Source organism: Dehalococcoidales bacterium (assembly GCA_028716225.1).
In the GTDB taxonomy this organism is placed as follows: domain Bacteria; phylum Chloroflexota; class Dehalococcoidia; order Dehalococcoidales; family UBA5760; genus UBA5760.
In genome coordinates, this window is record JAQUQE010000022.1 from 1 (window position 1) to 13,165 (window position 13,165).

Consider the following 13,165-nt stretch of genomic DNA (forward strand, 5'->3'; position numbering starts at 1 on the left):
CTGATGTGCAGGATAGAATAGATGAGATGAAGAGGGCACGATGCGAGGTTGAAGATACTCTCCTGACACATCGCTTGGAGCCTATAGATCCCCAGGTAATAATGGAAAACGTTAAAGACTTGAGGGACTTCCTGGAAGATAGCAACTTGTTTGAGCGAAAGGCTTTCCTGAGGTCGTTTATTGAAAGCATAGAGGTTGACGATGGGCAGATAACCTTAAACTATACCTTACCTATGCCCCCGGCTAATTCGAGACAAGAAACACTATCGGTTCTAGGTATCGTACCCATTGGTGGTCCGGTGGGGATCCGAAGAGCGCGAATGCTTGAAGCTACCTGGAAGTCGGCTGAGGTCTGCGGGCTATGGTATTGAGCGGTCTGTTGTCACCAAACTTTGGTGGGGATGGACAGATACTCTCCCCCTGTATATTGTTTTCCGCAACCTCAGAACACTTCTTTGCCTCCTCGTTAGTTCTACTTTATCCCTTGCACCCGCTGGAGCCATTATAGTGTGTGGCTACTTTGTTGTCCAGTGTTATCTTGGTAAGAGTAGTATATTTGGTATTGTCTCAAATAGGACGGAGAATTGAGTTGATGAGCCGAGGTTCCACCACAGCCTTGTTTAGTGGTGCTGAGCTTGAACTCGCTTTGATTTACTGGCCATTTTCCTAATTATATCAGTATGTTTGATCAATATCAGCACGGTTGCTGCCAGTACCGGAAAGAAAAGCCCTCGGTCGAGGAAATAGAGGGGTAACAGGGCAATGGCCAGTCCTGAAATTCTACCGATTACCTGACTGCCGATTACAGAAAACACTCCGGCGAAGCTCTCCCGGCCTATTATCCCGACCAGTATACGCTGTGCTAAAAAAATGGAGAGGAGCAGGGTGCCGCCCCAGACCAGGATTGACGACGCATTCAAGGCGATCAGTATCCCCATCAGGGAAGCTATTCCTCTTCCGCCTTGCTTGAACCGAAAGCAGAAAAGGTAATTGTGTCCCAGGATCACAAAGGTGCTGGCTATTATCAGTGCCGCCGTCAGGTTATATCCTGGCAGTGCCAGCCACCTGACGACATAGATGGCCAGTACACCCTTCCCCAAATCGGTGAGCATGGTTATCCCCAGTGCCAGTACTGCCTGTTTTCCCGACCGATTGCTCTTTATCAGGCTGTAGGTGTTCATGCTGCCCACGTTGCCGGAACCCTCGAACCTGATGTCTTTACCGAGCATTCTCCTGGTAACAAAATAGGCGGTGGGGAATGAACCTATCAGGTAGGCGAGAACTGCAATCAGGGCTAGCCAGGTGTTATTATCGATATCTGCAGGATTCATGGTTATCATCAAGGCCTATGGTTTAAACTTTGCCTATCCCCCCGGTATCGTCTGAGGATATTTATACCCTCCAGCATGCTCCGGTCTGCCAGGGTAACTACCTGGAACGGGCCTCTTTATCACAAGATACCTTTCTGTCAGGACCAGCATAGCAATAAGATATCCCTGTTGTAAATTCCGCTGCGGGAAAGATGACTTTTATTCAGGTTGATTAAGAGTATTGACAGGATGGTATACTCTGAGTAATATTATTGGTAGACTTTTTCGGTATGGAGAGTCCCTTCCTTATGTTCTATTGCTGTGGTCGGACTAGTAAACATGCAAGTTGTTGCTGGCAGGGCAGCTTGTCTGTGTCTTGGCGTGGTCTTCATGAATAATGGATATATAATTACCTTACTATATTGTAAATCCATCCTGCCAGTGCCGCTTAATTTATCAGTGTAAGGAGAGGTAGTTTGATATGCAGCGAGTAGTTATTACCGGGATGGGGGTTGTTTGCCCTATAGGATTGAGTATTGATAGTTACTGGATAGGTCTGGCAGAGGGGAAATCGGGGGTGGACTTTATCAGTCACTTCGATGCCAGCAACTATCCGGTAAAATTGTCTGCCGAGGTAAAAGGCTTCAACCCGGCAGATCATCTCGATTCCAAGATGGTGCAACGCACGCCGAGGTGTGTTCACCTTGTTGTGCCGGCGCTGAGAGAGGCTGTGGCTCAAGCCGGATTGGATATGGCTGATGAGCAGCCGGAGCGTGTCGGTGTTATCGGTGCCAATATGCTGGAATACCAGTACGTTGGCGAGGACTGGGAGAGGCTTAAGCAACGGGGGCCGAGGAGGGTTGATCCCCTGCTTTTTACCAAGGCAGGACCCAGTACCGTATCCCTCCAGGTGGGAATGCTGATGGGGGCGAAAGGGCCCAACAGCACTGTGAATAGCCTTTGCGCCAGCGGCACCGATGTCATAGCTACTGCCCGTAACTTCATCCAGTTCGGCTATGCCGATGTGATGATCGCGGCGGCATCCGATGCTTCACTTAGTGAATTGGGTATCGCTTCTATCAGCTTGCTGGGGGCGTTGACTAAAGAACTGAACCCGGATCAGGCCAGCCGGCCCTTTGACCTTAACCGCAACGGTTTTGTTTATGGGGAGGGGGCTGGAGTATTAGTCTTAGAAAGCCTGGAGCATGCCCGGAAGCGGGGGGTGCCGGTTCTGGCTGAGGTGGCCGGCGCCGGCTGGTCGTTTGACGCTTATGATGCCACTGCTCCCCAGCCGGAAACAGAGGCTATCGCTATGCGAAGTGCCCTTAAGAATGGTGGGGTAAGGCCGGAAGAGGTGGACTATATTAACGCGCATGGTACCAGCACCAAGCTGAATGACCGCAGTGAGACTGAAGCTATCAAGATGGTATTTGCTGAGAGGGCTTACCAGATACCGGTAAGCTCTTTCAAGTCTATGTTTGGCCATATGGTAACCGCCGCCGGCGCTGTTGAGGCTATTGGTGCGGTACTGGCCATCAATAACGGTGTCATCCCGCCGACGATCCATTATGAGACTCCTGATCCGGAGTGTGACCTGGACTACGTGCCCAATGTGGCTCGTAAAGCCCGGGTAGATGTCTGCTTGAAGAGCAGCTTCGGACTCGGCGGTCAGAATTGCTGCCTGGTTCTCAAGAGATTTACTGAATAGAAACAAGATAACCTTAACACAGGGAATACAAAATAAGCGAGGTGCCAATATGGAGAAGGTAGTTATCAGCAGTGATTCGGGTACCATACTTCCGGAAGCGGCCCAAAATTACGGGTTTACCATGATCCCCGTCCCTATCATCATTGACGGCGAGACCTATCTGGACACAGAAATAAATATGGATGACCTCTATGCTCGCCTGGATGGGAAAGAAAACCTGCCCAAAACCTCAACTGCTAATGTCGCCGAGTTTGCCCAGTTTTTTATCGACATGGCTCGTAATACCGAGGCCATCCTGCATATCAGCATGTCCTCGGTATTTAGCGGCCATCACAACGCTGCTTTGCAGGGTAAGGAATTAGCCATAAAAAAGTTGCCCAACGCCAGGATTGAGATAGTTGATTCGCTTACCATGGGGACCGGTGTCGCTCTGATTGCTATTCAGGCAGCCAGTGCGGCGGCACAGGGTAAAAGTATGGATGACGTTATGAAGCTGGTTGCCAGTATTATCCCGCAGATGAAGCTCTTTCTGGCCCGCGATACCCTGTTCTATCAGGCTGAGGGTGGCAGGATATTTGAAGCCAAGACCTGGGCCGAGGCCGAGCAGGCCACCAGCTTCAGGTCGATAACCGAGGTAGACTCGTCTACCGGTGGGGCGTTAAGGCCGGTTGCCAGGGCTAAGACAGTAGCCCAGATAATGGAGAAGCTTGTTGAGATAACCAGGGAAAAAGGTCAGGGTAGCAAACTGGTTGGTGTTATCGGTCATACTCGAGCTCTGGAGCGTGCTGAGAAGCTCAGGGGAATGCTCCGCGCCGAGCTCGACTTCGATTGGCTGGAGATTGCCGAGGAGTCGGCAAGCGCTGCCATACATACCGGTAAAGGGCTCATTGGTTACGGTTTTTGTAGCAAGATTGATTAGCTGTCTAGTTGGAGGCCGGACTTTACTGCGGCTTAATTAGATGTAAAGAAATCTATGATCAGGGGAAATGGTGTTGCCGCAGAGAATTGCCTATCTGGATTTAGATATGAGGAAGGTCGAGGTTAAAGAGGTCCCCGAAGAAATTACCAGGAGATTTCTCGGCGGCCGCGGAATTAATGTCTATCTGCTCTATCACAGCGTTGGCCCTGAAACTCACCCGCTGTCTCCGCAGAATCCCCTTATTATCGGACCGGGGATGGTAACCGGGCTGAAAGGGATAAGCGCTTCAAGGTGTAATATTTCGGGAAAGTCTCCCGAATCAGGATTGCTGGGCGATTCCAATATCGGCGGGTATTTCGGAGCTTTTATGAAGAGGACTGGTATCGACTTCCTTTTTATTACCGGTGCCTCCTCGAAACCGGTCTATATCTACCTGGATAAGGAAAGGATTAGTATTGAAGACGCTCGGGATCTGTGGGGAAGGTCTACCACGGAAACCGATACGATTTTGGCAGAGCGCTATGGCCCTTCTAGTCAATCCATCTCGATCGGGGTAGCCGGAGAAAACCTGGTGCGTTTTGCCTGCATCATCAACCGGAAGAAGAATACTGCCGGCAGGACGGGCATGGGTTGCCTGATGGGGTCTAAGAAGATAAAGGCAATCGTGGTAAACGGGAAAGAGACGGTAAAGCCGGAGGATGAGGCTGGATTTGATAGGTTAATGAGAGGGTTTCAGCAGGGGTTAAAAAAAGAGCCTCTAGTCAAATTGCTGGGGGAATATGGTTCGTCTCTGCTCTACATCCTGGTCAACCGGCGAATCGGCATGGGCCGGTCGTATAACGGTCTCTCGACAAAATTCCCCGGAGGCGAGAATATTTCGCCCAACATACTGAAAGATAAATACTACACCGGGAAGGCCGGTTGCTATTCCTGTCCGGTCTCCTGTCACCACAAGTACCGGGCCGGTGAAATAGAGAGCGAAGGCCCGGAGTATTCCATCCTAGCCAGCTTCGGCCCGGTGGTGGGCATAAAGCGGTTGGAGACGGTTCTTTACATCAATGACCTGATAAATCGCTACGGTCTGGATTCCAGCTCGACGGCTAATCTCATCGCCTGGACAATCGAGCTATATAAGAGGGGTCTTATGGATCAAAGTGTGACCGATGGCCTCGGCCTCGACTGGGGAAATGAGGAAGCTATCATCGAGCTGATTCACCGGATTGCCCACCGAAAAGGTCTGGGTAATATTCTCGCTGACGGGGCTAGGGAGGCGGTAAGGTATTTCGGTGAAGAAACCGGCCGATATCTTCTCTGGTCGAAGAATCTGCCGCAGACCGACCCTGCTGATTTGAGGTATTTCCCTGCCTATGCCCTGGGCGATGCTACCGCTTCGAGGGGGCCGGACCATTTAAGGAGCCGGCCTACCTGGGAGTCCTATCGACTTTCTGAAGAAACCCTGAGGGGTATCTACGGCGGCGATGTTTCTGCCAATCCCCGCAGCTACCTGGGAAAGGGTAGGGTAATCTGGTGGTGGGAGACATACCTCTCCCTGTTCGATGCTCTGGGAATCTGTAAGCTGATTGCTTTTCATTGCCAGCCCGGGCTGCTTGATTTTGCCTTCTTCTCGGAGCTGGTCCGCTGTGCAACGGGTATTGATTTGACGGCGGAGGAAATCTTTGCCGTTGGAGAGAGGATTGTCAACCTGGAGAGGATGTTTCTGGTCAGGGAGGGAATAAAGAGGAAGGATGACTTTCCTCCCCCGAGGTATTTTGAGCCTTTGGTCTGGCAGGACGGGCTGAAGACTGAAGAGAAGGACTTGAAGCTGGACAGGGCGGCTTTTGAGGGGATGCTCGATGAATATTACCGGCTCCGCGGTTGGGATAGCGAAGGTGTGCCGCTGTCTGGAACCAAAGAGCGTTTGGGTTTAGCCCGATGAAGATAGCTGTTATTGGTGCCGGGGCGATCGGTGCGTTAGTAGCTGGCTATCTCAGCAGGGAGGGGGTTGATGTTACTTTGGTCGGCAGGGCGAGTGATGTCCCTGTTATTCAGGACGGCGGCCTTGTCATCGATGGAGTAAGAGGAAACGCAGTTGTTCCGGTGAAGGTGACCGATAGGCTTGAAAATGGCTTTGGTCTGGTTATTCTGACGGTTAAAACACAGGATATTAATTCGACTCTGAGCGGGAATGTTAAGGCCCTGGGGAGTGCTCCTCTCCTTACCGTGCAGAACGGCGTGAGGGCGGAGGAAATCATTCGGGGACTTATTCCCAAGGAGAACATCGTCAGTAGTATCGTTATGTTCGGGTCAACCTACCTTGAGGCGGGCAGGATTCTGCATAACTTTGAGGGGGACTGGGTAATCGGCAGGGCGTTTGCGCCGAATAACGGGGTTATTGACAGTATAGGTGACCTGCTGGCTGGTGCCTTCTACGTCCGCATCACGGACAGGATAACAGGAATGAAATGGCTGAAACTCTTCTTGAACCTGAATAATTGTCTACCTGCCTTAACCGGAAGGAGTATGCAGGAAACGTTTTCCCATCCCGATATTTCCTGTTTGAGCATCCGTCTTTTGAGCGAGGCGCTGTTGGCGGTGGACCGGGCGGGAATAGAACTGGAGTCACTGCCGGACTTCCCCGTGGCAAGACTGCGGGCACTCACTACTATGCCGCTGGCGGAGGCGGGGGAGATATTTTCTAAAACGATGACCAATCTGAGCCGGGAGCCGCTCTTCGGCTCTATCTTACAGAGCATCAAGAGGGGAAAACCCTCCGAGATCGATTATTTTAACGGGGAGATAGTGTGTCTGGGGGAGAAGATAGGGGAGGATGTGACGCTGAATAAGAAGATGGTCGAGATGGTGCACAGGGTAGAGGAGAGCGGCAGGTTTCTCAGGCCGGAAGAGATTCTAAATGAAATCGGGGGATAAGAATGGCAGAAGATAGACCCAAATCAGCCGGGGCATCTGAAGTCCCGGGAAAGACCAGGAAGAACTTTCACGATGTTCCTCTTTTGGTTACGGTGAGTAAGGTCAAGGAGGAGTGCTATAGGGGCTACAAGGAGGGTGATACCTTTGTCTTCGAAGACTTCACCAAGACGCCCCGGGGTTTTTGCCAGGGTGCCGCCGCCGTACTTTTTCCTTGCCTTTATGCCCTGACCTTCGGCGCGGAGTTTCAATTTGAAGGTAATCCCCGCTCTATTCATACCACCTGTCCCGACGGCGGTAAGGTCGAGTTCTTTACCCAGGTGCTTACTCAATCTGGAGAAGTGGAAAAGGGTGAGAAAAAAGAGCATCACGGGCCGAGCCCGAAAAAGATGATTATCAGTGTGGAAGAGGTAAACGGGCACTGTGCCTACGATTACAAACCGGGGGACACTATCGAGGTAACCGGACTCAGGACCCCCCAGGGTTTTTGCGGGGCTGCCTATAATGCCCTCTTTCCCGTCCTTTTCGCCCTTAATATGGGGGCTAAATTTTCCTTCTCAGAGGATAAGAATACTAACCTGCGCGTGACCTGCCCCGATGGGGGAATAATCAGGTTTAAGGTAAGGAGGGTCCAGTGATTAAGAGACGTGTGGTGGTTACCGGTCTGGGGGTTATTTCTCCTAACGGCATTGGTAAAGAGGCTTTCTGGAAAAATACGGTCACCGGCAAGTCGGGGGTAAGGCGGGTTACCGATTATGATGTCTCGCAATTCCGCTCTCAGATAGCCGCTCAGGTGGTTGACTTCGATCCCTTTGCCTTCGGCCTCAGCGGGGAGGAGGTGGAGAGGATGGACCGCTATGTACAGTTTGCCGTGGCTGGGGCGGAGGCTGCCGTAGCTGATGCCAGGTTTGTTTTCGGTGATGAGATAAGAGAGAGGACGGGGATCTGTCTCGCTAATGCTATCTGCGGCACGAGATATATGGACGAAGAGTTCTTGAGGGTGACCAACGGTGGCAAAGATCCTATCGATCCCAAAAAGGTAAGGCCGCATCTTTATGATGCCTCCATGTTCAATACCCCTTCCAGTGAAATAGCGGCACGCTATCAATTAAAGAGCATTTGTGCCACCGTATCTACCGGTTGTACTGCCGGTACCGATGCCGTGGGTTTTGCCTATGAAGTTATCCAGGATGGGTTGGCCGATGTCATGATTACCGGTGCCGCCGAGGCGCCTCTCTGTCCGATAACCTTTGCTTCCTTCGATGTCTTGAATGTAATCTCAGCGAGAAACGGTGAGCCGGAAAAGGCTTCCCGGCCCTTCGATAAGGAGAGGGATGGGTTTGTCCTCTCTGAAGGGTGCGGCATTCTGGTTCTGGAGGAGCTGGGCCACGCCCTGGGCCGCGGCGCTCGTATCTACTGTGAAATCAAAGGTTTCGGCACCTGTTGCAATGCTTACCATATGACCGACTTGCCTGCCGATGGTGATAGTATGGTCCCTTCTATCAAGCTTGCCTTAAACGATGCCGGGCTGCTCCCGGAGAAGATCGGGTATATCAATGCCCACGGGAGCTCCACCAGGCAGAATGATGTGTTCGAAACGAATGCCTATAAGAAGGTCTTTGGCAGCAGAGCTTATCAGATTCCGATAAGCTCTCTCAAGTCTATGATCGGTCATCCCCTGGCGGCCGCCAACAGCGTCGAGCTTGTTGCCGGTGCCCTTACCTTTGAGACCGATATCCTGCCGCCAACGATAAACCAGGAAGTTTCCGACCCGGATTGCGATCTGGACTATGTTGCCAACAAGGCTCGTGAAAAAAGGGTTGATTACATCTTGAAGACCAGCAGCGGTTTTTCCGGTGTCCATTCTTCAATGATACTGGGAAGGTGGAACTCTAATTGAAAAAAGTGGCCGTTACCGGGTTAGGTATAGTAGCCCCTCCCGGAGTGGGTAAGGAGGGATTCTGGCAGAACATAAGGGAGGAGAAGTCATTCATTTCCCCTATTACCAGATTCGATGCTTCAGCATATCCTTCACAGGTGGCCGGGCAGGTTAAAGAACTGGACACGGGTCACCTTTCTCCCCGTCTCTTGAAGAAGATGGACCGATTCTCGGTGATGGCTCTGGTAGCTACCGGGCAGGCCCTGAAAGACGCCGGCATAGATTTGGCTAAAGAAGACCCTTACAGCGTAGGCGTCTTCCTGGGTAATACGCTGGGAGGGTGGCTTTATGCGGAGACAGAGCTGCGTGACCTCTACCAGGAAGGCAGGAATGGGGTAAGCCCTTACAACGCCAGCGCCTGGTTTGCCGCGGCTCCCCAGGGCCAAATCTCTATTTGTTACGGCATCAAGGGGTATAGTAAGACGGTAGTTGCCGACCGGGCCGGAGCTTTGATGGCTATTGGCTGTGCGTTAAGGGAAATCAGAAACAATAAAACGGCCATTGCTCTGGCTGGAGGCACCGAAGCACCGGTTACTCCCTACGCATTGCTCTGCTGCACCACGGAGGGCTCTCTTTCCGGAGGTACTTATCGACCATTCGATAAGGAAAGGGATGGTTTTGTTATCGGTGAAGGGGCGGCAATCGTAACCCTGGAGGATATGGATTCCGCTCGAAGCAGGGGAGCGACTGTCTACGGGTCGATTACCGGCTTCGGAACTTCCTGCGACGGCACTCACCGTATCACGCCGGATCAGGATGGTAGAGGGCTGGCCAGGGCGATAAAGGCTGCCCTGGACGGTGCCGGTTATCAGCCCGGTGATATTGATTACATCTGTGCTGACGGTGCGGCAACCGAACTGGGGGATGTCAGCGAAACAAGAGCAATCAAGGCGGTATTCGGCAGTTATGCGGCGGAAATACCGGTCAGCGCCCCGAAGTCCATGTTCGGACACCTGCTGGGGGCATCCGGTGCCGTTGACCTGGTCGGTACTCTGCTGACTATGCAGGAGGGGGTTATTCTGCCCACGATAAACTACCGGACAGAGGACCCGGAGTGCAATCTGGACTATGTGCCGAATAAATGTAGGTCTAAAGAGGTTAATCGTGCCATTGTCATCTCGCGCGGTCGCGGAGGCATAAATGCCGTCCTGGCTGTAGAAAGGAGTTAGCGGTTATGGCGAATATCGAAGAAAGGGTGAAGGGTTTTTTCGCCAGGTTCCTTGACCTGAGTCCTGCCGAGATTACTCCGCAGGTTAACCTGAGGGATGATCTTAAGATGGACTCAACGGAGATGGTGGAGCTGGTGGTGGCTTTAGAAAAAGAGTTCAATATCCATCTTAAGGATGGTGAGATTACCAACAGGAATTGCGTCGGCGACCTGTTCAAGACCGTTGGAGAGAAGCTGGGATAATGAGAGTTATTGACCTGAGTCTCCCCATCGATGACGGTGTTTTTGAGCCCCACCCGGTAAAGATAAAGAGGTGGGGACACAGGGATGGCGGAGACCGTTTCGGCCGGATTTGGGCGAAGTCTCACGGGATAAGAGGAATTCTGGGCTATATTACGGGACGGGAGCGGATTACGCGTAATTCCTTCAGGGACGGCGCCTTCCTGTCCCTGGAGTGGGTCAGGGCGGCGGTCCATAGCGGCACTCACCTTGATGCGCCCTATCATTTCGGGCCTATTTCGGAAGGAAAAGAGGCCAAGAAGATAGAGGACATACCCGTTGAGTGGTGCTATGGGAACGGCGTCGTCCTGGACTGTTCTCAAAAAGAGCCGGGAGGGCTTATTGTCAGGGAGGATTTAGAGCGAGCACTCGACAGCATTCGGTATGAGATAAAGCCCATGGATATCGTCCTTATCCGTACCGGCGGTGATAAGTTATGGGGAACTCGGGAATACTACTCCCATTTTGTCGGGGTGAGCCGGGAGGCGCTTGCCTATATTCTGGACTTCAAGGTAAAGGTGGTCGGGATTGATACCTTTAGCTTTGACCGTCCGCTCAACAGGATGGTGGCCGATTTTCTAAAGACGAAGGACAATTCTTACCTCTGGCCGGCCCACTTCTACGGCAGGGAAAAGGAGTACTGTCATATTGAGAGGCTGGCCAACCTGGATAAGATTCCCTCGTATGGTTTCCGGCTGGCCTGTTTCCCGATAAAGATAAAAGGGGTGGGTGCCGCTGCGGTAAGAGCGGTCGCCATTATTGAATAAAAAAGGAGGCAAGAATGGGACATACGGTAAACTCTATTCTGATTGAGGCGCCTTACGAGCGGGTCTTCGATATCTCTAACGATATCGGGCGGTGGACGGAGCTGTTCGGCGGTGAGTACAAAGAGGCCAAGGTGCTGAAACGGGAGGGGAACAAAATCACCTTCCAGTTGGCCGATAATGAAGGTAATTCCTGGCAGTCCTTTCGTCTCCTCTTTAAGGATTATTACTTTACCTATGCCCAGAAGATGGAGCCGGCATTCCCTTTCAAGTATATGAAGATTATCTGGCTCTATACTCCTACCCCGGCAGGGGTAAAGCTGACCTGGGTGCAGGATTTCACCATGGCGGACGGAGCCAAGTTTAACGACGAACAGGTTGAAGGCTTCATCAACAAGCATTCCCGGGATAACCTGCAGATATTTAAGAGTGTGATAGAGAAAGAATCAGGGGGGTAAGAGATGAGCGAGCTGAAGGGTAAGACGGCTATCGTTACCGGGGCGAGCCGGGGCATCGGCGGAGCGCTGGGGGTGGCGTTGGCAAAAGAGGGGATGGACCTGGTGCTTGCCGCACGCGGCCGGTCAGTGCTCGAAGAGACCGCCGCAGGGCTGTCCCGTAAATATAAAGTGCGGGTAGTTCCGGTAGCCTGTGATGTTACCCGGCAGGACGACCTGGAGAATCTGGCCGCTACCGCTATCAGGGAGTTCAAGAAGATAGATGCCTTGATCAACAGCGCCGGGGTAAGCAGCCAGTACCCCTTTCAGGAGCAGCCGCTCGAAGACATCGCCAGGCTGATGTATACCAATTACTTCGGGGCGGTGATGCTGACCCGCCTCATGATCAACCACTTTATCGAAAACAAGAACGGCGCCGTTATCAATATTACCTCCGGCTCAACCCTGGTAGACCCGCCGCCGAGAAACTTTATCGTTTATTCCTCTCTGAAGCGGGCGCTGAATGCTTTTAGCAAGGGGCTTTTCTGGGAGTTGAGGGACCAGGGTATCAAGGTAACCTCGATTATGCCCGGGGTGACCGATACCGCCCTGACCGGAGGGCTTGCCGAGATTTCAGTGGACCGTTCGCGTCTGATGCAGACCGGGGTGATAGAGGATGCCGTCAAGTTTGCTCTCTCCGTACCGGCCAATGTCTGTCCTCTGGAGATTTCGGTTATCAACCAGCGCACCCCCTGGACGAGTCCGGTAATTCCATACCGACAGGATCATCCCAAAGAATGATGTTTGATGCGCATATTCACTGGCTGCCCGGGGAGATTATCGAAAATGCCCACTTTTACTCTGCCGCCTGGGGTAGTATAGAGGGTCAGCTTGAGGTCATGGACAAATTCCACATCGATAAGACCCTCATCGTCTATCCGACCAACGATGCCTACCGGAAGATGGGGGGACTGGGAGAGGTCGCCCGGCTCTACAATGACCGCATAGCCGGGGTGGTGGGAAGATACCCGGAGCGGTTCGCCGGAGCGGCCATCCTGCCGGTCGATGAGCCGGAAGAGATGGCCAGAGAGTTCGAGCGGGTAACCAAGAGCCTGGGGTTCAGGGCCCTTTCCCTGGCGACCAGCTTTGACGGCATATACCTGGATGATCAGCGGTTTTGCCGACTCTATGAGGAGGCGGAGTCGCTTAATATCCCCATCTTTGTGCATCCCCAGACGATAAATCCGATAGGCTACGAGCGGATAAAGGATCCCCTGCTTACTCCTGCCATCGAGTTCGTCTTCGATACTACCATCTGCATCGGCAAGCTGATTATGGCGGGTACGCTCAAGCGGTTCCCCGACCTCAAATTTATCTTTGCTCATTTCGGGGGAGTCGCCCCCTTCATCAAGGAAAGGTTCGACAGCATATACCGGATGCTCAGAGGCAGAGATATCGTTAAGGACCTCTTTGCCCTGCCCAGCGAGTATCTGAGGCGGATATATGTGGATACCAGCGGCGTTACCTCCAGCCATGCTCTCATGTGTACCCTGGAGATGGTGGGTGCGGAGCATATTCTGTGGGGCAGCGACTACCCGGGTAACCCCGACATACCGGCCTCGATCAGCGCCATCGAGAAACTCGATATTCCTGCCCGGGAAAAGGCGAAGATAATGGGGGCAAACATGGAGCGGGTGCTGGCCGGGGCAATCACCTGAG

14 protein-coding genes are annotated in these 13,165 nt (G+C 52.5%); 13 read left to right on the forward strand and 1 reads right to left on the reverse strand.

All coding sequences use genetic code 11. From position 1 onward, the window contains the following. Positions 1–371: hypothetical protein (locus tag PHI12_10130; GenBank protein ID MDD5511151.1), on the forward strand; the 371-nt coding region annotated here is incomplete at its 5' end. 249 nt (positions 372–620) lie between these two features. Here PHI12_10130 and PHI12_10135 read toward each other — a convergent pair. Then, positions 621–1,331, reverse strand: coding sequence for a glycerol-3-phosphate acyltransferase (locus tag PHI12_10135; GenBank protein ID MDD5511152.1), 711 nt, complete (start codon positions 1,329–1,331; stop codon positions 621–623). A gap of 460 nt (positions 1,332–1,791) precedes the next feature. On the opposite strand from PHI12_10135, the gene PHI12_10140 reads away from it, so the two are divergent. The 12 genes from PHI12_10140 to PHI12_10195 all read left to right on the forward strand — a co-directional run bounded on the left by PHI12_10140 (position 1,792) and on the right by PHI12_10195 (position 13,164). Then, positions 1,792–3,018: a beta-ketoacyl-ACP synthase II gene (locus tag PHI12_10140; protein MDD5511153.1), complete on the forward strand. Its 1,227-nt coding sequence runs from the start codon at positions 1,792–1,794 to the stop codon at positions 3,016–3,018. Positions 3,019–3,067: 49 nt separating this feature from the next. Next, positions 3,068–3,937, forward strand: a complete 870-nt coding sequence (locus PHI12_10145) for a DegV family protein (GenBank protein ID MDD5511154.1) — start codon at positions 3,068–3,070, stop codon at positions 3,935–3,937. Positions 3,938–4,010: 73 nt separating this feature from the next. After that, complete coding sequence (locus tag PHI12_10150; protein ID MDD5511155.1) at positions 4,011–5,873, forward strand: aldehyde ferredoxin oxidoreductase family protein; 1,863 nt, start codon at positions 4,011–4,013, stop codon at positions 5,871–5,873. Continuing rightward, a complete protein-coding gene (locus PHI12_10155; protein MDD5511156.1) occupies positions 5,870–6,865 on the forward strand; it encodes a 2-dehydropantoate 2-reductase in 996 nt (331 codons plus the stop codon). Before PHI12_10150 ends, PHI12_10155 begins: the two co-directional genes overlap by 4 nt. Positions 6,866–6,867: 2 nt before the next feature. Then, positions 6,868–7,500, forward strand: coding sequence for a TIGR04076 family protein (locus PHI12_10160; GenBank protein ID MDD5511157.1), 633 nt, complete (start codon positions 6,868–6,870; stop codon positions 7,498–7,500). Beyond that, positions 7,497–8,762 (forward strand): beta-ketoacyl-[acyl-carrier-protein] synthase family protein, encoded by a 1,266-nt coding sequence (locus PHI12_10165; protein MDD5511158.1) that lies wholly within the window; start codon positions 7,497–7,499, stop codon positions 8,760–8,762. The genes PHI12_10160 and PHI12_10165 overlap by 4 nt, the downstream gene beginning before the upstream one ends. A gap of 5 nt (positions 8,763–8,767) precedes the next feature. After that, a complete protein-coding gene (locus PHI12_10170; protein ID MDD5511159.1) occupies positions 8,768–9,970 on the forward strand; it encodes a beta-ketoacyl-[acyl-carrier-protein] synthase family protein in 1,203 nt (400 codons plus the stop codon). Between the two features lie 5 nt (positions 9,971–9,975). After that, positions 9,976–10,212: an acyl carrier protein gene (locus PHI12_10175; protein MDD5511160.1), complete on the forward strand. Its 237-nt coding sequence runs from the start codon at positions 9,976–9,978 to the stop codon at positions 10,210–10,212. Continuing rightward, complete coding sequence (locus PHI12_10180) at positions 10,212–11,015, forward strand: cyclase family protein (protein MDD5511161.1); 804 nt, start codon at positions 10,212–10,214, stop codon at positions 11,013–11,015. The genes PHI12_10175 and PHI12_10180 overlap by 1 nt, the downstream gene beginning before the upstream one ends. Before the next feature lie 14 nt (positions 11,016–11,029). Then, a complete protein-coding gene (locus tag PHI12_10185; protein ID MDD5511162.1) occupies positions 11,030–11,470 on the forward strand; it encodes an SRPBCC family protein in 441 nt (146 codons plus the stop codon). Positions 11,471–11,473: 3 nt separating this feature from the next. Then, positions 11,474–12,247 carry an SDR family NAD(P)-dependent oxidoreductase gene (locus PHI12_10190; protein MDD5511163.1) on the forward strand — a complete coding sequence of 258 codons (774 nt, stop codon included), beginning with the start codon at positions 11,474–11,476 and terminating at the stop codon, positions 12,245–12,247. Continuing rightward, a complete protein-coding gene (locus PHI12_10195; GenBank protein ID MDD5511164.1) occupies positions 12,244–13,164 on the forward strand; it encodes an amidohydrolase family protein in 921 nt (306 codons plus the stop codon). Before PHI12_10190 ends, PHI12_10195 begins: the two co-directional genes overlap by 4 nt. Position 13,165: the final 1 nt, after the last annotated feature.